At 47.8% G+C, this 21,884-nt stretch carries 20 protein-coding genes; 16 read left to right on the forward strand and 4 right to left on the reverse strand.

What is annotated here, in order from left to right:
- Positions 1–154: 154 nt before the first annotated feature.
- A complete protein-coding gene (locus tag ACE5LO_RS09795; RefSeq protein ID WP_375519836.1) occupies positions 155–1,033 on the reverse strand; it encodes a GNAT family N-acetyltransferase in 879 nt (292 codons plus the stop codon).
- Positions 1,034–1,328: 295 nt separating this feature from the next.
- Between ACE5LO_RS09795 and ACE5LO_RS09800 the strand changes: the two genes are divergently transcribed.
- From ACE5LO_RS09800 to ACE5LO_RS09850, 11 genes are all read left to right on the forward strand, one after another.
- A complete protein-coding gene (locus tag ACE5LO_RS09800; RefSeq protein WP_375519837.1) occupies positions 1,329–1,619 on the forward strand; it encodes an ArsR/SmtB family transcription factor in 291 nt (96 codons plus the stop codon).
- On the forward strand, positions 1,616–4,129 hold the full coding sequence (locus ACE5LO_RS09805; protein WP_375519838.1) for an FAD-dependent oxidoreductase: 2,514 nt from the start codon (positions 1,616–1,618) through the stop codon (positions 4,127–4,129). Before ACE5LO_RS09800 ends, ACE5LO_RS09805 begins: the two co-directional genes overlap by 4 nt.
- A 19-nt stretch (positions 4,130–4,148) precedes the next feature.
- On the forward strand, positions 4,149–5,084 hold the full coding sequence (locus tag ACE5LO_RS09810; protein ID WP_375519839.1) for an aminoglycoside phosphotransferase family protein: 936 nt from the start codon (positions 4,149–4,151) through the stop codon (positions 5,082–5,084).
- 130 nt (positions 5,085–5,214) lie between these two features.
- Positions 5,215–6,255 (forward strand): sugar phosphate nucleotidyltransferase, encoded by a 1,041-nt coding sequence (locus ACE5LO_RS09815; RefSeq protein WP_375519840.1) that lies wholly within the window; start codon positions 5,215–5,217, stop codon positions 6,253–6,255.
- Between the two features lie 118 nt (positions 6,256–6,373).
- Positions 6,374–7,492: a glycosyltransferase family 8 protein gene (locus ACE5LO_RS09820; protein ID WP_375519841.1), complete on the forward strand. Its 1,119-nt coding sequence runs from the start codon at positions 6,374–6,376 to the stop codon at positions 7,490–7,492.
- Between the two features lie 139 nt (positions 7,493–7,631).
- Entirely contained in the window at positions 7,632–7,739 is a 108-nt protein-coding gene (locus ACE5LO_RS09825) for a YjcZ family sporulation protein (protein ID WP_375353288.1), read from the forward strand.
- 291 nt (positions 7,740–8,030) lie between these two features.
- Complete coding sequence (locus tag ACE5LO_RS09830; protein WP_375519935.1) at positions 8,031–9,812, forward strand: ABC transporter substrate-binding protein; 1,782 nt, start codon at positions 8,031–8,033, stop codon at positions 9,810–9,812.
- A 27-nt stretch (positions 9,813–9,839) separates the two neighbouring features.
- Positions 9,840–10,850, forward strand: a complete 1,011-nt coding sequence (locus tag ACE5LO_RS09835; RefSeq protein ID WP_375519936.1) for an ABC transporter permease — start codon at positions 9,840–9,842, stop codon at positions 10,848–10,850.
- Between the two features lies 1 nt (position 10,851).
- Positions 10,852–11,688, forward strand: a complete 837-nt coding sequence (locus tag ACE5LO_RS09840) for an ABC transporter permease (protein ID WP_375519842.1) — start codon at positions 10,852–10,854, stop codon at positions 11,686–11,688.
- Between the two features lie 4 nt (positions 11,689–11,692).
- Positions 11,693–12,703, forward strand: a complete 1,011-nt coding sequence (locus ACE5LO_RS09845; RefSeq protein ID WP_375519843.1) for an ABC transporter ATP-binding protein — start codon at positions 11,693–11,695, stop codon at positions 12,701–12,703.
- The gene (locus ACE5LO_RS09850; RefSeq protein WP_375519844.1) at positions 12,690–13,496 is read left to right on the forward strand and encodes an ABC transporter ATP-binding protein; all 807 of its coding nucleotides are present in this window, start codon (positions 12,690–12,692) and stop codon (positions 13,494–13,496) included. The genes ACE5LO_RS09845 and ACE5LO_RS09850 overlap by 14 nt, the downstream gene beginning before the upstream one ends.
- A gap of 35 nt (positions 13,497–13,531) precedes the next feature.
- Here ACE5LO_RS09850 and ACE5LO_RS09855 read toward each other — a convergent pair whose 3' ends face one another.
- Entirely contained in the window at positions 13,532–14,425 is an 894-nt protein-coding gene (locus ACE5LO_RS09855; protein WP_375519845.1) for a DUF6492 family protein, read from the reverse strand.
- A 206-nt stretch (positions 14,426–14,631) separates the two neighbouring features.
- Between ACE5LO_RS09855 and ACE5LO_RS09860 the strand changes: the two genes are divergently transcribed.
- Together ACE5LO_RS09860 and ACE5LO_RS09865 are read left to right on the forward strand one after the other, a co-directional pair.
- Positions 14,632–15,048, forward strand: a complete 417-nt coding sequence (locus ACE5LO_RS09860; protein WP_375519846.1) for a cupredoxin domain-containing protein — start codon at positions 14,632–14,634, stop codon at positions 15,046–15,048.
- 155 nt (positions 15,049–15,203) lie between these two features.
- Positions 15,204–15,965: an SDR family oxidoreductase gene (locus tag ACE5LO_RS09865; RefSeq protein WP_375519847.1), complete on the forward strand. Its 762-nt coding sequence runs from the start codon at positions 15,204–15,206 to the stop codon at positions 15,963–15,965.
- A 572-nt stretch (positions 15,966–16,537) separates the two neighbouring features.
- Here ACE5LO_RS09865 and ACE5LO_RS09870 read toward each other — a convergent pair.
- On the reverse strand, positions 16,538–17,440 hold the full coding sequence (locus tag ACE5LO_RS09870; protein ID WP_375519848.1) for a transposase: 903 nt from the start codon (positions 17,438–17,440) through the stop codon (positions 16,538–16,540).
- Between the two features lie 413 nt (positions 17,441–17,853).
- On the opposite strand from ACE5LO_RS09870, the gene ACE5LO_RS09875 reads away from it, so the two are divergent.
- Entirely contained in the window at positions 17,854–18,432 is a 579-nt protein-coding gene (locus ACE5LO_RS09875) for a TetR/AcrR family transcriptional regulator (protein WP_375519849.1), read from the forward strand.
- Positions 18,433–18,557: 125 nt separating this feature from the next.
- Here ACE5LO_RS09875 and ACE5LO_RS09880 read toward each other — a convergent pair whose 3' ends face one another.
- The gene (locus tag ACE5LO_RS09880) at positions 18,558–20,057 is read right to left on the reverse strand and encodes a DHA2 family efflux MFS transporter permease subunit (RefSeq protein WP_375519850.1); all 1,500 of its coding nucleotides are present in this window, start codon (positions 20,055–20,057) and stop codon (positions 18,558–18,560) included.
- 227 nt (positions 20,058–20,284) lie between these two features.
- On the opposite strand from ACE5LO_RS09880, the gene ACE5LO_RS09885 reads away from it, so the two are divergent.
- Both ACE5LO_RS09885 and ACE5LO_RS09890 read left to right on the forward strand, forming a co-directional pair.
- Positions 20,285–20,887, forward strand: coding sequence for a TetR/AcrR family transcriptional regulator (locus tag ACE5LO_RS09885; protein WP_375519851.1), 603 nt, complete (start codon positions 20,285–20,287; stop codon positions 20,885–20,887).
- 341 nt (positions 20,888–21,228) lie between these two features.
- Positions 21,229–21,882 (forward strand): HlyD family secretion protein, encoded by a 654-nt coding sequence (locus ACE5LO_RS09890; protein WP_375519852.1) that lies wholly within the window; start codon positions 21,229–21,231, stop codon positions 21,880–21,882.
- Positions 21,883–21,884: the final 2 nt, after the last annotated feature.

Consider the following 21,884-nt stretch of genomic DNA (forward strand, 5'->3'; position numbering starts at 1 on the left):
CAAAGAGTGACTTTATTTCACAAATAGAGTCTTTCCAGTCCGCAATAACATCAATTGAACATACCGCATGGAGTCGTGAAGGAGAAAGAGCGAGTATTGGTGGAAATAAGGAACACCGAATACTCGCTCTTTCACATCCAAAAAGGTGACTTTCTTACACTTTACTTAAGTTAACAACAGGGACGACGTAGTAATGAGACTCAGCCGAAATCTCAAACCCTGCAGACTGGTAGAGGTTTAAAGCACGCCTATTATCGGTGACTACACTGAGGCGAATCTGGGTGCAGTTCTTGGCGAGCAGCATACTGACTATACAAGCGAGAATTTCACGCCCGTAGCCTTTGCCCTGGCATAAGGGAAGCACACAAAAATCATGAATAACGGCAGTATCTGTTGAAATATGATTTACTCTGATCATTCCGACCGGTGACAGGTTGTCCCAGGCGATGTAGGTAACACGTTCAGGATCACTCGTATGCAACAAATAATTTCGTGTCCAGGACTCGGAATCACCAAAGGCTTGTGATGAGCATTGCACCATAAACTCGAAGTCACGAGCTTCCGCCGATCTTACAGCTAAACCGAAAGGATGCGTCAGATCCGTTGGGAAACGGGTCAGATTCATGGTGAACTCAGATGATGACAGGTCAGCCTCCAAGTGCTGGATACAAGCCATACCTGGCTGGGAATTTGCGGGAATTCTAAACCGGCAGGTTTGCATGCCGTGTCTTTGCAACTCGGCAATAACTCTTTTCATTAACTCACGAAATATGCCTTGGCTGCGATAGTCCGGATGAACCATAGCATTGATGTTGGCTTCAATTTCATCCGATGTATACCAGCTCACAAAACCAATGATCTGACCGCCATAAAGACATAAAAAAGCATGATCTCCCCCGACTGCCTTCAGACTTTCTACGCCGACCCTTAAGCTTGATTTGTCAACATTTTTGCACAGCTGCTCCAGCATTCGGATTCGTTCAATCTGATGAGCTGAGAAGTCCATCATTTTAACTATTTGGTAATCGTTCAAAATACGCCCTCCATTAGAGGAAGGAAACACGCAGTTTATGGACGAGCAGGCGCTGTCCTTCCAAAGTCTGTCCGCTTATTCATAGTTACCATGATAACGCCCCCTGAAGTCATTTAATCATAATTGTATCTTAGTTGGTGTTAAAAGTCAGGTGCCAAATACTTAAAATCCGAAGATCCGGCCCGCTGCTTAAGGAAAGCGCGATGTTTGTCGATATTGTGAAAGAGTTTGATTTTCAGGAAATTATATCGTAATATTAGAATATATAAATTAATAGATGTAAAGGCGGGACCATATGAATAGTAATTTCAAAGCATATACACAGACTGCCGAAATACTGAAAGCAATTGCCCATCCGGTCAGGCTTTGCATCCTCAACGGTCTGCTTGAGAAAGGAAGCTGTAACGTTACTTATATGCAAGAATGTTTGGAGCTTCCACAATCTACCGTGTCCCAGCATCTGCAGAAGCTTCGCTCCTTGGGGATCGTGGAAACCGAGCGGAACGGTCTTGAAATCAATTACTCCGTAAAGGATGAGAAAATCAAGCAACTTATTACATTATTTTTGGGGGAAGAGCAATCATGAGTAAAAAAGTACTAATCGTCGGCGGAGTGGCAGGGGGAGCTTCGGCCGCAGCCCGTCTGCGCAGACTGGATGAAGAGGCTGAAATCATTATGTTTGAGCGGGATCCGTACATTTCTTTTGCCAATTGCGGTCTTCCTTATTATATTGGCGGCTCCATTCAGGACCGCTCCAAGCTACTGGTTCAAACACCCGAAGCTATGAATAAACGCTTTAATATCGATGTTCGCACACAGAGCGAGGTGGTTTCCATCGATCCGTTTAATAAAAAGGTACGTGTGCAGAATCTGGAGCTTGGCAGCTATGAAGAGAGTTATGACGCCCTGATCCTGTCCCCTGGGGCTAAACCGATCCGCCCGGATCTGCCGGGCATACAAAGTTCCAGGATTCATACCCTGCGGAACATCCCGGATACCGATAAAATCAAGAGCAGAATTCAAGAAGAAGCGACCCGCTCTGCGGTTGTCATTGGTGGTGGTTTTATTGGCGTGGAGATGGCGGAGAACCTTAGGGAGGCCGGTTTGGCGGTCACCTTAATTCAGGCAGGGCAGCAACTGCTGACGGCATTTGATGCTGAAATGGCTTCCGTGCTGGCCAAAGAGTTGGAAGATCAGGGTGTGCGGCTGATATTCTCCGACAAAGTCCAGGGATTCGAGGAAACAGCAGGGCAGGTCATCACCCGGTTGGCGAGCGGCATGGTACTGCAGAGTGAGATTGTGCTGCTGGCTACCGGGGTTACGCCAGATACCGCGTTTCTGCAGGACAGCGGACTGCAGCTCGGCCCGCGAGGGCATATTCTGGTAAATGAACGGATGCAGACCAACCAGCAGGATGTGTATGCAGTTGGTGACGCCGTGCAGGTCGTTGATTTCGTGAACGGCCAGACAACCGCAATTCCGCTCGCAGGGCCGGCCAACAAGCAGGGCAGAATAGCGGCAGACAATGTCTGCGGTCTTGGCACCACCTATAAGGGCTCGCAAGGAACATCCATTATTAAAGCTTTTGGCCTGACGGGTGCAGCAACCGGCAGTAATGAGAAAACACTGCAGCGTCTCAACATTGCTCATCATGTGATTTATGTGCACCCGAGTTCACATGCCTCCTATTATCCGGGCGCCACTCCGATCTCTTTAAAACTGCTGTTCGATCAGCAGGGTATGGTGCTGGGAGCGCAAGCTGTCGGTTATGACGGGGTGGACAAACGAATCGATGATATTGCAACGGTGATCCGCTTTAGAGGCAGTGTCACGGATTTGACCGAGCTGGAGCTGGCGTATGCCCCGCCGTATTCCTCGGCCAAGGACCCGGTGAATATGGCAGGTTATGCAGCGGAAAATGTGTTGCATGGCATGACAGAGGTGTTGCTCCCGGCGGAATTGGCTGAACGCGACCCGGACAAAGTCATGCTGGTGGATGTCCGGACAGAGATAGAATATATGAATGGACATATTGAAGGGGCCATCAACATTCCGGTGGATGATCTCCGGGCCCGTCTGAGCGAATTGGACTCATCAAAAGAAATATGGGTGTACTGTCAAGTCGGGTTGAGAGGTTATACAGCATCCCGGATTCTTACACAAAAAGGATATCGGGTAAAAAATCTGACTGGCGGATACAAAACCTATCAAATGAGCAGATATACACCAAAGAAGGCGAGTATGCAACCGATTGGGCATGAAACCTCCCGTACTACCGCCAACACCACCAGCCATGCAACCGCTGAATATGAAATACCTGCGGTCACAGCGACGGCGGCGTCCATCACCCCTAAAGCTCCCGATATTGTTCTGGATGCTTGCGGACTCAGTTGCCCGGGACCGCTCATCCAGGTGAAACAAACCATTGATACCATGCAGGAAGGGCAGGTGCTCAAGGTTACCGCGTCGGACCCGGGCTTTCAGGAGGATATTAAAGCATGGGCACAGATGTCTCGAAATGAGCTTCTTCAATTAAGCAAAAGGCCAGACGGCATGATCGAGGCCTACCTAAGCAAGGGGAACAACACCCCGGAAGCTAATCCCGGACAAGCGCCGGTCATTTCCGGTGAAGGGAGCACGATGGTTGTATTTAGCGGGGACCTGGATAAAGCTATTGCATCCTTCATCATTGCTAATGGAGCTGCAGCAAGCGGCAAGAAGGTAACGATGTTCTTTACTTTCTGGGGCCTGAATATCATCCGTAAGCATCATAAGGTGCCTGTTGCAAAAAGCATGATAGGCAGAGCCTTCGAGACATTAATGCCCCGTGGCAGTCATAAGCTGTCTTTGTCCAAAATGAATATGCTGGGCATGGGCCCCCGAATGATCCGTTCATTAATGAAGAGCAAAAATGTGCCTTCATTAGAGGAGTTGATCCAGACAGCTATGGATCAGGGAGTGGAGATGATTGCCTGCCAGATGTCCATGGATCTGATGGGTATAGACCGCAAAGAGTTAGTTGATGGAATAGGAATCGGGGGAGTAGGCGCTTACCTTGGCAGAGCCGAGCAATCCGGTCACAATTTATTCATCTGATTTTCTCGGGAGGGATGGCATGAACGACCTGAACCGTTCGGAACAGCTGCGGAGCCGGATTCCAACTCTTCACAGCTGCTTAAGGCTGGAAAAAATTCATAAGGGGTACTCCAGTGACGATAAATATATGGTTTATGACGGCAGCGGGTGTCCCCAATATATATTAAGAACTTTCAGTATGGATCACGAAAATACCAAGCAGCTGGAATTCAGAAGTCTTGAATGGATGGAGCAGCATGACGTTAAATGTTCCAGACCTGTTGAAATGGGCGTGCTGCCTGATCAGGGACTCGGTTACATGATCGTCTCGTTCATTGAAGGGAACGACGCATCAGAAGAGCTTCCGCTTCTGACCCCGGAAGATCAATTTAAGATAGGCGTTGAGGCCGGTCTGGAGCTGCGAAAAATCCATCAGATTCGTTGCCCGGACGGTTTTACCCCTTGGCATGAAAGAATGGCCCTCAAGCATCACCGTTACCGGACTGCATATAACAAATGTGGAATCGTAATCAGAGAAGAAGAGAGGCTGCTGTCCTTTATTGATCAAAATTTGCACATCATGCAGGACAGACCGAGCCTGTTCCAGCATGATGATTTCCATGTCGGTAATCTTATCGTCAAGAATGGCAGGCTCTCAGGCGTCATCGATTTCAATCGACAGGACTGGGGAGACCCTGTCCATGAATTTGTGAAGATTGGGATGTTTAGTGCTGAAGTTAGCGTCCCATTTTCTGTTGGACAAATGTATGGTTACCATGAAAGCAAGGCACCTGACGAGCATTTCTGGCGGTTGTATTCATTATATCTGGCTATGACGCTAATCTCGTCAGTTGTCTGGGTTTTGAAAGTGAAGCCTGCAGAGCTGGAGCTTATGTTAAGCAAGATCAACAGAGTTATGGAGGATCATGAGTGCTTTGAGCTGATGAGCCCGAAATGGTACAGGGGGAGGGATTGAAAATGGGGGAATGCAGGATCAGAGATTAATGAATATGTTTTTTGCTGTTAGCATTTACCCAACCCTATTCATATCTTTTGCATAATATGTAACTAGATAGAGAGTTTCTAAGAATAGGGGGATGTTGTTTATGAAAGGATTAATCTTATGTGCCGGCAAGGGGACAAGACTGCAGCCTTCGACATATACAAAACCGAAGTGCATGCTGCCAGTGAACGGAGAATATATTCTTGTCTCCATCATAAAAAAGCTTGTTGCAGCCGGAATTACGGAAATTGGAATCGTAGTAAATCCCTCGCAAAATGAAATTCAGGAAACGATTGGAGATGGAGCGCGCTGGAACGCCACTTTGGTTTATCTGCTGCAGGATGAGGCAAGAGGGCTCGCGGATGCTGTCAAAAGCGCGCGGACTTTTATGGCGGATTCCCCCTTTTTATTAATGCTTGGCGATAATTTGTATGAGGGAGAGGTAGAACCGCTGATTCAATCATTGGATGGAACCGAAGCATCGGCTTCTATTTTGCTGCAGCAGGTCAAGGATCCCCGTCAATTCGGGGTTGCCGTCATTGAAGATGGACAAATCGTCAAACTGGAGGAAAAGCCCGCTCATCCCCAATCCAATTTGGCTATTGTCGGGGTGTATGCTTTTACACCGGCTATATGGTCTGCCATTGAGAGGCTTACTCCTTCAGCGCGTGGAGAATACGAAATTACGGATGCCATCCAAATGTTAATTTCTGAAGGCGGACATGTTGCATACAGCATCACAGAAGCTCCCTTTTTTGATATCGGAACTCATGAACGTTGGCTTAAAGCCAATCGTTACAAGATGGACCATGATCCCCAAAATTTCAAGATACCGTCCGGTATGAGTTCCTCTGTAAAATGGATTCCCCCGGTTCGGGTGGATCCGACCGCCCGTGTGGAGAATAGCGTCATTGGTCCTCATGTGTATATTGGCCCGCACAGCGTCGTCGAAGAGTGTATTCTTAACAATAGTATTTTAACGGATCAGGTGCATCTGTTTAATATTCATGCGGAAGGAAGTGTGTTCGGGTCTAATGTTCAGCTCTCTGAACAAGAAATCCAGGATCTGCCGGCCCGTCACATTCTCGGCGATCGTGCATCTGTAACCAGAATCACTTCCCAATCACAGACGGATTCAAAATAAATGGAAGACCACTGGGGAATAGTCCAATCCGGTCCCAAGGGCGAACATACACTTAAAGTAGTCTTGTGCAACAGGCGACTTGCCACATGATACTTTAAGAGGTAGGTGATCCTTGAGAATGGTTGAACTGGTCTTGGCGCTCAATGACCGAAGCGGAAAATATGCACAGCATGCTGGTGTTGTTCTTGCATCCATCTTTTCCAATACTCAGCAAACGGTTAATGTACACATTTTGCATGATGAAACCTTAACCGAAGAAAACAAATTTAAGCTTGCTCAGCTCACAGAGGGGTTTAATCACAACATCTATTTTTATTCTGTTTCAATTCCTGAGGATATGCTTCAGGCTTCGGCCCAGGTTCATAAAATCGACCACTGGACCATGGCCAGCATGTATCGTTTATTGCTGCCGAACATTATTCAGGCCGAAAGAGTTCTGTATTTGGACTGCGACATTTGGGTCAATATGGATATTGATGAATTGTGGAGTACTGATTTGGGAGATCACTATCTGGGTGCAGTACTGGATCAGGGGTCAAACCTGGATGAATATTTCCTCTCCATGGGGCTAAACGGGGCGGTGTATTTTAATTCGGGCGTTATTCTGTTTCATTTGGACAATATCCGCAGTAAAGAGACGTGGTATGATGAATTGCTTTATTTCCTGCGCAATTACCCTGCTACGACCATGCCTGATCAGGATGCTTTGAATTTCATGTATAGCTCCAACTACATGCAATTAGATCAGCGCTTCAATACATTCGTTCACGAAGGTCTTGATACGGACAACAAAATTATGCATTTCGCCGGGGAAGACAACAAGTGGTGGACTGACCATTCACCCTCAGCACCGCTCTATCATTCATTCCTTGCCATGACCCCTTGGGTTGGAGCATTTACATCAGCGCCCGTGGCTTACCCGAAATCCGAGCTGCCAGCTCCGAGCATACAGCCTGTAGAAGTCCAGCCCATGGACATCCGGCTTCCGGCGCATCCGATTCCCGTACACCCTGTTACGTTCCAGCCGCCAATTCCGGTAACCCCTGTTAGACGGAAACGTCGCAGATCGTTACGGGTGCGCTTACGACCAAGACTGCGGAAGAAAAGAACAACCCGCGGCAGATACCGTTCCATAAGAAGAGTAAAACGGATCAAGCGCCAATTTTTGTTAAGAAGAAAAGTGCTGAAATCGTTAGTGAAGAGGGTGCAGATTGTAAGGAAGAAGCGCAGCTCATAATTACACTGCAGCTATTTAATGATTCAAGGGAGCAGATCTGGCTAAGCCGCCTAAAGGCGTTTTTATTGCCGAAACGCCCTCTCTAAAAATATCCTCAAACATACACTAAACCATATCATCAAACAAAGGAGGAAAAAAGATGAGTGCAATCGGAGGAGCTTGTGGTGGAGGGCTGTGGACTTCTACAGGTGCTATCTTGGTTTTGTTTATTCTGCTGGTTATTATCACCAGATCTTTCTTGATCTAAAAGTAGAAAAGTTATTCTTTTTGAGATTATAAAAGCATGAAGATGATGGCATCTGCAATATGTCCCCGATCACGCTGATCTGTGGCATACTGCAGATGCATTTTTGTGTTGTTTAAAATTTTTTCCGCTTACCCCATCTATTTCAGTGGTCAACACAGCTCAGTTTACATAAAATGCCGATAAAGAAAGCGCTTGCATTCGGGGGGTGCTTTTTTTATCAGGCAGGCTTTACCAGCATGAATTGCCACAAATGGAGGGGATATAGTGAAGCGTAAACTGAATTTCAGACTGATGTTCACAGTGTTGGCAGCTTTAACTATTGTCATTACAGGTTGTGAGAACGTACAGCCGCCGGCCGCATCCGATACAGGGAACAAGCCGGAAGCCACACAGCCTGGCACCGGGGGAGGTGCGGGCGATGTTCAGGAAACTCCACGCAATGAGACGTTATATGTGAATGGAATCCAGTGGGGTCCGCCCACCAATTTCAATCTGCTGAGCGGAAATCCTGCTTTTCCGGTAAACTACGGCAACTCCAGGGAGCTTATTTACGAAACGCTGTTCATGATTAATCAGTTGAACGGTGAACTGGAACCGCTGCTCGGGACGAAATATGAGTGGAAAGACGACACCACCCTGCATATCGAGCTAAATAAGGATGCCAAATGGAATGACGGGAAGCCTTTCACTTCGGACGATGTCGTCTATACGTATGAGCTGGGCAAGAAATACGACATTAACTGGAGCTCTTTCTGGACCTATATTTCCTCGGTCACTGCCGACGGGCCGAATGCGGTGGATATCCAATTAAACCCGACGAACCCGAACAAGCTCACGGTGCTGGACAGTATCGAGCTGATTCCGATGCTGCCGAAGCATATCTGGGAAGAAATTGAGAAGAAGACGGGCAACAACCTGTCCGCTATACGGCAGGAGGTTAATGCCGATCCGGTTGGCACGGGGCCGTATAAAATGCACTTTTATAATGACCAGAAAATTACAGTTGCTCGCGATGACAACTACTGGGGCAAGTCTTTATTTGGCAAGCTACCGGCTCCGAAGTACATTACCCATGTCATTTACAAGGATAATGCGGCTGGCGATCTTGCGTTCAAAAGCGGCCAGGTAGACATATCCCAGCAGTTTATTCCACAAGTGCAAAACATGTGGAAAGGCGGAGCTCCAGTCAAAACGTATTTGAAGGAGGCGCCGTATTATGTGCCAGGCTCCATGCCGTCGATCTTCTTCAATACGACGAAGAAAGGGCTGGACAATCCGGATGTAAGAAGAGCGATTGCGATGAGCATCGATTATCAGAAGATTGCGGAGCTGGCCATGAGCGGATATTCGGAGCCTATGCAGCCTTCCTTGACGCTGAATACAGAGGCGGAAGCCAAGTATGTGGATCAGGCGGCCATTAAATTGCTGCAATGGCAGACAGATGTCGAAGGGGCGAATGCGCTGCTGGATCAGATCGGAGCGAAGAAGGGAAATGACGGCATTCGCGTGCTGAACGGTACCAGACTCGGGCCTTATGAGATTGAGTGTCCTTACGGGTGGTCTGACTGGAACGCTGCGCTTGAGATCGTTGCTCAGAACGCCAAGGCGGTGGGTATTGAAATCCGGACCAAGTTCCCTGAATCCCCGGTGTGGACGAATGATCTGCAGACAGGCAAGTTTGACATTATTATGAACACGCCTGCCGGCAGTGTCAGCCCAAGTCAGCCCTGGAACCGGGCAATGACGATCATGTACTCCAAAGGCGTGGCTCCCATGGGCGAGATGGCGTTCTGGAATTGGGGCAGATACAAAAACGAGCGGGCAGACGAGATTATCGAGAAAATTCCGACTGTTTCGGATGAAGCAGAATTGAAAGCGCTTTATACGGAGCTGACAACCATTTGGCTGAAGGACATTCCGTCCATTCCGCTGATGTACCGTCCTTGGGTGTTCCATACGGTCAATGAATCGGTATGGAAAGGCTTCCCGGCGGAAGGGGAAGGCAGCAATATCCCGCCACAGATTGCCATGGATGGAGCAGGGGTGCGAGCATTGTACGAAATTCACAACTAACCGGATGAGAGGCCTGAGGTGAACCGAATGAACGCTTATGGCAAATATATTTTCCGCAAAGCGCTATGGTATTTGCTGACATTGATCATTGCCGTCAGCCTGAACTTTTTTCTGCCAAGAATGATTGAGGGCAACCCGGTCAGCATGATTGTATCGGAGATGACGCAGGGCATGACCGACAGCGATACGATCAAGCGGGTGTACGAGACGTTTATGGCTGAATTCGGCGTTGATCAGCCGCTCTACATCCAGTTTTTTATCTATATCAAAAATCTGTTCACAGGCAATCTCGGCACGTCATTCGGATTGTATCCGAAGCAGGTAACGGACATTCTTGCTTCAGCCGTACCATGGACCATCGGGCTGCAGCTGCCCGCGATTTTGACCGGCTGGCTGCTGGGCAACATTCTGGGAGCCGTTGCTGCTTACAAGAAGGGCGTCTTCGACAAGGTGATTTTTCCGGTAGCGCTGTTCGTGAATTCGATTCCTTTCTTTACGCTGGCGATTATTATGCTCTACGTGTTCGCGCTTACGCTGGGCTGGTTTCCGCTGCATGGCGGTTATGATTATCAGATGGTCCCACAGCTCAGTCTGGAATTTATCGGCTCGGTGATCCGGCATCACACCCTGCCTTTCCTGTCGATTGTGCTGGTGACGATTGGCGGGCAGGCCATCGGCATGAGGGAGATGTCCATTTACGAGCTGAATTCCGACTATGTCCTGTACAGTAAGTTGCTTGGGATCCGGGATTCCAAAATCTCCAGATACGTCTTTCGCAATGCCATGCTGCCGCAGATTACAGGTCTTGCCCTGTCAATCGGCACGATGGTGGGAGGCTCGCTCATTTGTGAAATCGTTTTCAGTTATCCGGGCATCGGCACCTGGCTGTTTACGGCCATCCGCCAGCTCGATTATCCGCTGATCTCCGGCTGTACACTGCTGATTGCGGTATCCGTGCTGTTGGCCAATTTCACCATCGACATTATCTATGGTTTCATCGACCCGCGAATCAAGTCTGCGCAGATGGAGGATCACTGACATGAACCAATCCTTTCGCATACTGGTAAAATCGCCGAAGTTCATGGTCGGGGCCATCATGTTCCTGTTGATGATCGGTGTGGTGACCATCTATCCGCTCATCAACAGGAACGATCCGCTGGAGATGATTGCGATGGCCTTCCAGCCGCCGGATTCCAAGCTGCTGCTGGGATCGGACAATTTCGGCAGAGATCTGTTTCTGGAGTTAATCTATGGCATCCGGACCTCCATCCAGGTCGGATTGATTGCCGGTGTATTCGCTACGTCCATCGGGCTGGTTGTTGGGCTCACTTCCGGTTATATCGGCGGCATGGTTGACAACCTGCTGACTGCGCTGACCAACATTTTTATTGTTATTCCTTCGTTCATTATTCTGATTCTGATCTCCGTAAGCATCGATTCACGCAGCTCGCTCGTCACAGCCATTATCATCGGCATCACAAGCTGGCCCTGGACCGCAAGGGCCGTGCGCGCCCAGACTACGTCGCTGCGCAACCGGGATCACGTCCATATCGCCAAAATATCCGGGCATAGCACACCACGCATTATTGTTTTTGAAATTCTTCCATATATAGCTTCATATGTAGTGATGGCCTTTGTGCTGCAAACGGCTTCAGGCATTCTTTCGGAGGCTTCCATCTCGATGCTGGGACTCGGACCCTATAATACCATTTCGCTCGGTATCATCATGAACTGGGCGCTGGTGTTTGAAGCGCCGGTGGCAGGAGCATGGTGGGCATTCATTCCGGCTGCGATTTCCATTGCTTTCATTACGTTCTCCCTGTATTTGATGAATACCGGCATGGATGAAATCTTCAATCCGAAAATAAGGAGCTGACCGTATGACAACGACCATTCTGGAAGTCAAGGATCTGAAAACCTATTACCGGACCCGGCTGAAAGAGCATGTGTACGCGGTGGATGGCGTGAGCTTTACGCTGGAGGCAGGCAAAACGCTTGGCATTGCCGGCGAATCCGGCTGCGGCAAATCGACGCTGGCGCTAAGCCTGATGGGCTTTTACTTTCCACCCCTGCATTTTGGCAGCGGCTCCATCGTTATCAACGGTACGGACATCATGAAGCTGAATAAAGAGCAGCTGCGCAAGCAGGTGTCGGGCAGAGAGATTGCCTATATTCCGCAAGCGGCAATGAATGCCCTTAATCCGACGCTGCGCATCATCCGCTTTATTGAAGATATCATGAAAGAACATCGTCCTGAGCTGAGCAAACAGCAGGTATGGGAGCTGGCCGCCGAACGGTTCGAGACCTTGAACCTGTCAACGAAGGTGCTGAACTCGTATCCGAATGAACTGTCCGGAGGCATGAAGCAGCGCACGGTGATTGCGATCTCCACCATTTTAAATCCGAAGGTGCTTATTGCGGATGAGCCAACTTCCGCGCTGGATGTGACGAGCCAGAAGGCGGTCATCAAGTTAATGAAGGATTTGCTGGATAAGGGCTTCATTCAATCACTGGTGTTCATCACCCACGAGCTGCCGCTGCTCTATCATGTGACGGATGATATCATGGTGATGTATGCGGGGGAAATCGTCGAGCGGGGGACGGCGGAGCAGATGATCTTTGATCCGGTTCATCCGTATACGAAGAAGCTGATGGGGTCCATCATCGTGCCCGAGAAAGGCATGAAGGAGCATAAGCTGGCAGCCATTCCGGGCACACCTCCCAATTTGAAAAACGTGCCTGCAGGCTGCAGATTTGCCGACCGCTGTTCGTATGTGCATGATGAATGCAGACAAGGCAAGGTTGAGAGCAGGCCGGAAGGTGATCGAATCTACCGCTGCATTTTCGAGCCAGGTACGTTAAAGGAGTGGTACGCCAATGAGCCGGAATGACGTATTGATCAGCGGATCACATATTACGAAGGTCTTTGGATATGGCAAGCAAAAAACGACGGCTGTGGACGATGTGAATTTTACCTTTCATGAGGGGGAGATCATTTCCATTGTCGGCGAAAGCGGCAGCGGCAAAACGACCCTGGCCAAAATGATTATGGGCCTGCTGAAGGAAACAGAAGGCAGCGTCAAATACCGGGGCATACCGAGGTATCTTAAACGGCATGCTGACCGGAAGAGTTACTGGAAGGATATCCAGGCGATATTTCAGGACCCTTTTTCGTCCTTCAATCTGTTCTACAGGGTGGAGCGGCTGCTGCTGGACTGCATCAAACTGAGGGGGCTGAAGCTGTCCAGGGAAGAACAGTTTCATAAAATGAAGGAAGCGTGCTCCTTCGTCAATTTGAAGTTCGAGGAGCTGTATAATAAATACCCGTTTGAGCTGTCCGGCGGACAGATGCAGCGTCTGATGATCGCCCGCATTTTCATGCTTCATCCCAAGCTGCTGATCGCGGATGAGCCGACCTCCATGGTGGATGCGTGCTCCAGATCTACCATTTTGGATATGCTCCTCAAGCTGCGGGATGAGAACAATATGACGATTATTTTCATCACCCATGATGTCGGGCTTGCTTATTATGTCAGCGATACGATTTATATTATGGAAAAAGGAAAGATTGTGGAAAGAGGCAACGCGGAGGATATTATTTTAAATCCACAGCACAGGTATACACAGCAGCTTATATCCGACGTGCCCAAAATTCATTCTGAGTGGAACTTGAGCTCATCATGAAATGAAGAGCAATACCATGCAAAAAAAGCGGATACTTAAGTCCGCTTTTTTTGAGCTTTGGAGCGTATTCGCCGGCGACGGCGCGCAGCATTGGTATTGATTGCAGCTTCCTCTTCAGCAGCGGGCGGTTTGCTGTAAATTTTTCGCTTGTGAAAGGAGAGGGAACGGTATTCCCGCGCCAGCTTGAGCATTTCCTCTTCTTTTAAATCAGCGGCGTTCATATTCAGGCTTTTATTTTTGGCATTTCTAAGCAGCATACTGTCAGAATTCAATGTATACAAATAGTTGGCATAGGTTTCATATTCCGAAAAACCGAACTGCTTCTTCTTATCAATGCTGCGGATAATGGCCTTGTACCAAGGGATATGGTGGATGGCCTCAATCTTCTTTTTCAGGGCAGTGAGTTTTGATTTCTCTAACATCATGTAATGGGTAACAAAGGAGCGGGGCCGTGGGGCCTTCATGCCCAGCAGCTTGCGGTATGTGTTGAAATATTCCGGCTGGCTCCAGTCGCGGCAGTAAAATACTGTTTTCCCATCCTTAAAAAAAGAATGGGGCCTGATCAGGATGGTGTCTGCATCCAACACCAGAAAGTGCGATGCTTTGACATACTGATCCGCGTTCATCTTGAGAAGCTGCTGATACAGCCAGCCAGACCGGTTCCAACGGAGCGATTGGTAGTTTATGTCTTTTTTAGTGATCGGAAGCACGGTTTTTTCATCCATAAAAATGCAGTTTTTACTGGAACAGAGCTGTTTGATTTTGCTGCTGGCTGGTGACACAATATAAATGCGCCCGATCGGATGCTGCACAAAACGGCGAACGTTATCGATAACGTAGGGGAGGGTGCCCAAATCTTTTTCGATCGCAGGTATAAGAACATCAATCATGGGCGTGCTTTTTAACCACATTCCGCGGATTGCCGGCATATCTTCAACTCCCTGCACAAAAGTATGACGTCTTGTTCATGATATGTGTACATAGGAGGTTTGGTCAGGGCAGGTGCCAATATATCATTTTGCTCCTGCTGCAGCGCTTTTATTGTAGCTCCAAAGAGCTATTTTGTTGCTTGCCGATTTCATGTAAGGTGAATGGAGAAGTTTTAGAAAAATTAAACTGGATAGGATGTTGTATGATGACCAAATACATTGCGAAATGGTGGCCGCTTCTGGTTCTTGGACTGGCTGTCTTGAGCGTCGCAGCAAGCCTGCTTATTTATTTTAACATCAGCACTGCACCTGCTTCACTGGACGAGCAGCAAGTCTCACAAGAAGAAGACCTGGCCAATTATGATATTGTGACCGTTAAAGTGGAGAATGACAGCTTCACCCCTGCTCATATCGAAGTAAAGCAAGGCGTGCCGACCAAAATCGATTTCAAAAAATTGACGAACCTAACGCATATTAGAAGCATCGTTTCGCAGGATCTTGATATGATCGTTTATCTGGAGAATAAGGATAATTATTTTACACTCGATGAAAATTTAAAGCCAGGAACCTATAATTTCAACTGCGGAATGTATATGACTTACGGCACGATAACCGTAAAATAATGTAATATCATATATTGGATTTGCCTAATCGTACATGAGGAGTTTGTCCTTATGTACGATTTTTTTTGTGAATTCATGGAAAATTGACATGGGCTTGCAAGCAGATGTATACTCATAATGAACAGTTGTTCAATAAATATCGGGAGGAATCAGCCATGAGATTGGAAGGCAAAGCAGCGGTGGTTACGGGAGCAGCATCCGGCATGGGTAAAGAGATTGCGGAGTTATTTGCGCGAGAAGGAGCAAGTGTCGTCGTTTCAGACCTGAATATCGAAGGTGCGGAAGCCGTTGCGGCTGGAATTAAAGCAAGCGGTGGTACGGCCATCGCAGTTAAAACTAATGTTGCCGATTTGAACGATATTCATACCATGATTGATACGGCTGTCCAGGAATTCGGTACCCTCGATATTTTGGTCAACAATGCAGGGGTTATGGATAATATGGCACCTGCAGGCGAAGTGGATGATGAGAAATGGGATTTTATTTTTGATGTCAATACAAAAGGGGTAATGCGCGCCATTCGCAAAGCGATTCCGATCTTCCTGGAAAAAGGAACAGGTGTTATCGTGAACACGGCATCGACAGGCGGTTTCAGCGGTGCGCATGCGGGGGTAGCTTATACCGCTTCCAAGCATGCGGTGGTCGGCATTACGAAAAATACGGCTTTCATGTACGCGCAAAAAGGCATTCGCTGCAATGCCATTGCGCCAGGGGCGACGGCTACGAACATTGCTTCAACGATGAGTAACTGGAATGAATTTGGCGCTTCCCGAACCAAAGTTACCCAAGGCGTCATTCCTCGCATAGGACAAGCGGAGGAAATCGCAAAAGTAGCTCTGTTTCTGGCCTCAGACGAATCGAGTTTTGTCAACGGAGCCGTGATCGCCGCTGACGCCGGCTGGACGGCAGGCTTCTGATCTGCTGCATAACCGGTGCCATATAACTAAAAATGGATTAAATCAAAGGCTATCAGCAGCCCTCTGCCGGTAGCCTATTTTAAAATATAGCTTAACCTAATAATCAGTGCTTGAAGGGCGTTGAAAGCTTGAGGACAGGGAAGGTCAGTGGGTTGGGCGGCAGATCAACCTTCACTTTCCGGACGCCTTGCATCATTATCCCGTTTGATCAGGTAACAGAGAAACAGGGAAACGGACAAGCTCGCGAGAAGAACATTTTTAGTGAAAGAGCAGTTAGGTTTGGGTCATTAGACGGGTTCAGGATCATTAGACGAACTTAGGACAAAGAAGAGAATTCGAGAGAAATCATAATATTCAGGATAATAAATCATATTTAAAAATATAAAGACAATTCAAGGTAAGTGGAGCGAGCCGGGCAGGAGATGAAGGACAAGACAGGAGAAAAAAACGCGATTTGGCTGCAGCCTGAACCCAGAACCCTTACGTTTGCAGCAACTCCGCACCGCTTATGCTTACCCACACTAATCAAGTTGATCTACCTCAAGCTAACCCCTACCGTTCAAACGCCTCAATCAGGCCACAGCCGCAAGGGGCTGATTCGATTGGCACGCAATCAGGCACCGGTAAGAGATCGCCGGAATCGCCATACACATCCGCAGCAACTTCTGCCACATCGTTGCTTCCGCTCCGGGCAAGCGCAGCTGGCGGCGTCCGGTGTACTCGTTCAGATATGCCTGCAGATGCTTCAGTCCTACGGCTATATACGTACGCTTCAGTGATGTCCACGCCTCTCTCACCACTTTCCGCAAGGGCTGATACAGCCGATAGGCCAAAGGGAAGGACTGCACCGACGATGTATCGAGATCCACATGTTTACGGATGAACGCGGCAAGGTCGGAACGGTTGACCCTTGTCCCGTCCCCTCTCTGCTGCGGTACCAGGCGGATTTTGACGTGCTCCGGCTCGTCCGCCTCCGTGACCGTACAGCCCGCTACAACCGCCGAGGCATGCGGATGTGAAAGCTCATACCGGGACGGATTACACGCGTACAAATCGCTGTTCACCTTGACATCTCCGCAGAGCAGCTCCAGGGCATCGAACTCCCCGACGGCATGGCGTATTCTCTGTAGCACGTGCCAGGCGGTCTTGTAGGTGACTTGGATCACCTCGCTCAACTGCATGGCCGAGATGCCGTCCGGGAGCAGGAACAACTCCAAGGCCTGGAACCACTTCACCAGGGGGAGATGTGTTCGTTCAAAAATCGTGCCGACCAAAGCCGACGTTTGATGCGCGCATTTTCCGCACTCAAACAAGGGGATGCGCCGGGAAGTCAGACGACTGCAGCGGGTGTGAGCGCAACGCGGGCAGATGAAGTCGTTCGGCCACTTCATCGCGATCAGCGCCTCCATGCAGTCCTGCTCGCTGTGATAACCGCTGCTGAATGGTTGGATATCTGTTCCTACATGGACTTTCATAGACGCCTCGCCCCCAAATCAAGATTAAGAACATACGTTCCTTTCTCAAGCAGAAAATCTCACTGGAACGCCGCCTTTTTTTCTTTATCCCTTACCCTAACCATTAATACGTACTCCCTGAATGAAAGGGATAATCGTGCAAAGTATCGTGCAAGAGCACCAGAACACGCAACTCTAGCTACCGTCGTTATTCCCTGTACGAAGGGGATAATCATGCAAAGTATCGTGCAGGGGGCAGGGACATCACGACACGAACCCTATAGACAGCCACCTCTCTATGATCGTAAGAAAAACTACTATACACTTCGCAGATGACGGTATACAATATTTTTTATTAGGTTATTGAACAAGTATGGTCAATAATGTTGATTAATAAATCTGACAACCGATTATACGAAAGGGAAATAGGAGATATGAATGAAAATGATGTAAGAGTCATCAAAACCAAAAAAGCACTGCACCAGTCACTCTTGACTTTATTAAAAACAACGGCGCTGGAATCGATATCAGTGTCCGCCCTTTGCCGAGAGGCTGCTGTGAATAGAGGAACCTTTTACCTGCACTATAAGGATATTCGCGCTTTATTTGATGAGCATCTGCACTATCTGCTTCAAGATTTGGAGGATTCCTATTACGAGCCTTACCGGCATGCCCCCCGTCTAAATTCAAGCCATCTCGATCCTTCTACCATACGAATCTTCCATCATGTGAAAAAATATCAGGCATTCTATGAAATCGTCTTTGATAAAAATTCTTCGTTATCTTACTACTATTCTCTTTTTGAGAAAATAAAAAGCTTAATTCAGGGCGGTTCTTCGGAATTGGATTGGGGGCAAATGGACGTCACCTTGCTGGCGGCTTATCAGACCAACGCAATGATGGGACTGCTTATAGAGTGGAGTAAGGACGGCTTTGCCCGCAGCCCGGAATATATGAACGAGCAGCTTGCTTGTATTTTAAGAGCATTCGGCAAAGAATCAGCTTCTGGATGAATAGGATAGTGCAGGGGAAAAGAGGCTGTCCCATAGTCATGAAAGATGACGATAGGGCAGCCTCTATTTGTTTTACTTGCTATCAACAACTGGTTGGCATACGACATGTCCTTATGCTCATGGTATTATGCTTCTTTACTGATTGCTCTTTTCAACGCTGCTTTAGGTTCTTCCTCAACCTCAGCGGCTTGTTTGACACGTTTAATGAAAAAGGAAAGCAGCAATGCGACGACACCGATCCCAACAATGACAAGGTAAGCATCATTGATCCCCTGAATATTGGCTTGCAACATCAAGTGCTCTTTCGTCGTATCTTGTGCCGCGCCTGAAGCGATCATATTCTGCATATGCGTGCTTGTCCGGCTAGTCATCACGGTGACAAGAAGGGAAGTGCCCACCGCTCCCGCTACTTGCCGAACGGTATTTGAGATGGCCGTACCATGTGCATTGAGTCTATTTGGCAATTGGTTCAAACCGGCGGTTTGCAGTGGTGTCATCAGCAATGCCATCCCGATCCGGCGGCCTGTCGACATCAGAAGCAGATAGGTGTAGCTGGTCGATTCCGTCAAGTTAATAAAACCAAGTGTAGTGACAATCGTAATAACCAGACCGATAATGGACAGCCACTTCGCGCCAAAACGATCGAACAGCTTGCCCGTAACCGGCATCAGGAAGCCCATCACCAAGGCCCCGGGCAGCATCAGCAGGCCGGATTCCAGAGCCGTATATCCAAGGGCGTTTTGCAGATAGAGCGGAAGCAGCATCATATCCGCATACATGACCATCGTAACTGCGATATTAATGATCGTCGTTAAGGTGAACATATTATATTTGAAGGCCCGGAGATCCAGCAAAGGATTGCGGGATACTAACTGGCGCCAGGTGAACAAAGCAAGAGCAGCGAGACCAGCGATGATGGAGCCTAATACCTCCGGGCTTGTCCATCCTTTGCTGCCTGCCAGGCTGAAGCCATATAGCAAAGCGCTCATTCCAATTGTGGAAAGGAGCACGCTGAGCATGTCAAACTTGATCACTTTTGGCTCCGATACATTCCGCAGAAAGATAAATCCGCACAGGATAACTATAAGAACAAGCGGGATCATGCCGTAAAACATCATTTCCCACGCATAATTTTCCAGGACATAACCGGCCAGAGTAGGTCCAATTGCCGGAGCGAAAATAATGGCAAATCCCATCATGCCCATGGCCGACCCCCTTTTCTCAGGAGGGAATAGCGTCAGGATGACATTCGTGAGCAGCGGCATAATAATGCCGGCCCCGGCTGCCTGAATCATTCTCCCGGTTAAGAGAACGGGGAAGCTGCCTGCAAAGGTGGATATAACCGTTCCGATTAAAAAGAATAACATCGAAGCTTGAAAAAGCTGTCTGGTCGTAAATCGCTGCATTAAGTAAGCTGTAATCGGGATCAGCACACCGTTCACGAGCATGTATCCTGTTGTCAGCCACTGGGCGGTTGCTGCCGAAATATGAAGATCGGTCATCAGCTCCGGGGTGGCAACACTCATAATCGTTTGATTCAGCGTTGCAAGAAAGGCGCCTAAAATCATGGTAAACAAGATGGGGCCCTTTTTTATGGTGCGGTTGGTTTGTATGGCTGTACTCATTTGGCTCCATCCTTTCATATCTCTGTCTGTACTTATTTTACAAAGTGTAGGATAATTTACACTGTATAAATTAAATAATAAATTTAAATTTTGCAGTATTCAAGCGACGTTTCCTGCCAATATGTAAATTAGTTAACATAACATCTTTCTTATGTATTTTAAATTTTATATAAACGACAATAATCGAAAAATTGTAAATCACCAAATACAGGAGCTGAAACCAACCTATGAATGAACATGAAAAACCTCGCATGGATCCCAGGATCATAAGAACACGCCAACTGCTAAAGGATGCGCTTATTGATCTGCTGCAGGAAGTTGATGTTGAAAAAATATCTGTCAATCGTATTGCGGAGCGGGCCACCATTAACCGTGTAACCTTTTATCTGCATTATCGTGATATCCCGGATATGTTGGAGAAGATGGCAGATGACATGGTTAAGGACATTCAGCATGTACTGAGTCATGGGTTGCCTGTGAACAACCATTCAACTGAAGAGATTCGTTTTGATCAATTGGTAGCTTTGCTTGAGCATATTTCCGAAAACTCCAAATTTTATAAAATCATACTTGGGACAAAAAGAATTCCTATTTTCACGGAACGTTTATTGCAACTGCTAACGGAAATGATCTCTCTCCGGATCCATCACTCAGAAAGCGACACCATAATCTCAAAGTCAGGGGTTCCCAAAGACATTGCTATCTGGCATTATTCCTCCGCATTAATTGGCACGATTGTCGGCTGGCTGCGAAATGATCTGCCGTATACACCGCATTTTCTTGCCAAACAAATTTCAGTGCTGTTAGGGCATCGTCAAGAAATAGAATGAATTTAGATATTTCAATAGATATCTTGCATATTTATATTGACAATCCGTCCGGAGTTGGATAAAATTCTCATCGGTTGTTACTCTGTACAAAGTAATATGTTTAGATTAAAAATACATAAGAAAAACCTCTATCGACGCACATTCCCAGAAGCCAGACCGCGTTTAGCAGTAGTTTTTCTTGCGATTCCAGGAAGCTTATACCAAGGGGTTTATACTTTCTGGAATCTAAAAAAAAGGAGGTGTTCCTTAAGGGATCTGCCAATAAAAGGTGGTTCCAGCCATTCGCGAGGGGTTTTTAAAGTGAATTTGCCAAAAAAATTCAGCCTACTGAGGTGGAGTTCGTGAGTAAGAAGAAAATTTATGCAGTGCTTATTGTCTTGCTTATCGTAAGCGGTGGGGCGCTGGGCTACTATTACTGGTACCAAGGCGCACATTATGTGACAAGCGATGATGCGCGTATCGCCGCGGATCAATATAAAGTGATGCCGCAAATCACGGCCAAGCTGGATCAGATTTATGTCGAAGAGGGTGATGTGCTCAAGAAGGATGAGATGATTGCCGCGCAGGACGTGTCCGGTTTGGACCCCGCTTCTGTCAGCAAAGCCGTACTGCGCGCCCCCATTGACGGTTCAGTGATTAAAATTTACTCCAGGGAGCAGGAGATTGCATCACCAAGCTCCGTGGTAGCGGTCATGGTGGATATGAACAATCTGTATGTTTCAACCAATATTGAAGAAACCGACATCGGCCGCATCAAGCCGGGGGCAGCCGTAGAAATCACACTGGACGCAGCGGGTGGTGAGGTCATTCAGGGGAAAGTAAGTCAAGTCGGGCAAGCGTCCAACTCCGTATTTTCTGCAATTCCTGCGACGAACACGAGCGGCAACTTCAACAAGGTAACACAGCGGATTCCCGTGAAAATTGCCCTAAACGTACCGGAGGGAATGCGATTGATTCCGGGGACTAACGTTGAAGTCAGAATTCATACTCCATAGAG

This window comes from Paenibacillus medicaginis, from assembly GCF_042138635.1.
Taxonomy (GTDB): domain Bacteria; phylum Bacillota; class Bacilli; order Paenibacillales; family Paenibacillaceae; genus Paenibacillus; species Paenibacillus medicaginis.

Bases quoted from the DNA above. Each gene is read 5' to 3' on its own strand.
- ACE5LO_RS09800 (WP_375519837.1), top strand. From the start codon at position 1,329: ATGAATAGTAATTTCAAAGCATATACACAGACTGCCGAAATACTGAAA.
- ACE5LO_RS09805 (WP_375519838.1), top strand. From the start codon at position 1,616: ATGAGTAAAAAAGTACTAATCGTCGGCGGAGTGGCAGGGGGAGCTTCG.
- ACE5LO_RS09810 (WP_375519839.1), top strand. From the start codon at position 4,149: ATGAACGACCTGAACCGTTCGGAACAGCTGCGGAGCCGGATTCCAACT.
- ACE5LO_RS09815 (WP_375519840.1), top strand. From the start codon at position 5,215: ATGAAAGGATTAATCTTATGTGCCGGCAAGGGGACAAGACTGCAGCCT.
- ACE5LO_RS09820 (WP_375519841.1), top strand. From the start codon at position 6,374: ATGGTTGAACTGGTCTTGGCGCTCAATGACCGAAGCGGAAAATATGCA.
- ACE5LO_RS09825 (WP_375353288.1), top strand. From the start codon at position 7,632: ATGAGTGCAATCGGAGGAGCTTGTGGTGGAGGGCTGTGGACTTCTACA.
- ACE5LO_RS09830 (WP_375519935.1), top strand. From the start codon at position 8,031: ATGTTCACAGTGTTGGCAGCTTTAACTATTGTCATTACAGGTTGTGAG.
- ACE5LO_RS09835 (WP_375519936.1), top strand. From the start codon at position 9,840: ATGAACGCTTATGGCAAATATATTTTCCGCAAAGCGCTATGGTATTTG.
- ACE5LO_RS09840 (WP_375519842.1), top strand. From the start codon at position 10,852: ATGAACCAATCCTTTCGCATACTGGTAAAATCGCCGAAGTTCATGGTC.
- ACE5LO_RS09845 (WP_375519843.1), top strand. From the start codon at position 11,693: ATGACAACGACCATTCTGGAAGTCAAGGATCTGAAAACCTATTACCGG.
- ACE5LO_RS09850 (WP_375519844.1), top strand. From the start codon at position 12,690: ATGAGCCGGAATGACGTATTGATCAGCGGATCACATATTACGAAGGTC.
- ACE5LO_RS09855 (WP_375519845.1), bottom strand. From the start codon at position 14,425: ATGCCGGCAATCCGCGGAATGTGGTTAAAAAGCACGCCCATGATTGAT.
- ACE5LO_RS09860 (WP_375519846.1), top strand. From the start codon at position 14,632: ATGACCAAATACATTGCGAAATGGTGGCCGCTTCTGGTTCTTGGACTG.
- ACE5LO_RS09865 (WP_375519847.1), top strand. From the start codon at position 15,204: ATGAGATTGGAAGGCAAAGCAGCGGTGGTTACGGGAGCAGCATCCGGC.
- ACE5LO_RS09870 (WP_375519848.1), bottom strand. From the start codon at position 17,440: ATGAAAGTCCATGTAGGAACAGATATCCAACCATTCAGCAGCGGTTAT.
- ACE5LO_RS09875 (WP_375519849.1), top strand. From the start codon at position 17,854: ATGAATGAAAATGATGTAAGAGTCATCAAAACCAAAAAAGCACTGCAC.
- ACE5LO_RS09880 (WP_375519850.1), bottom strand. From the start codon at position 20,057: ATGAGTACAGCCATACAAACCAACCGCACCATAAAAAAGGGCCCCATC.
- ACE5LO_RS09885 (WP_375519851.1), top strand. From the start codon at position 20,285: ATGAATGAACATGAAAAACCTCGCATGGATCCCAGGATCATAAGAACA.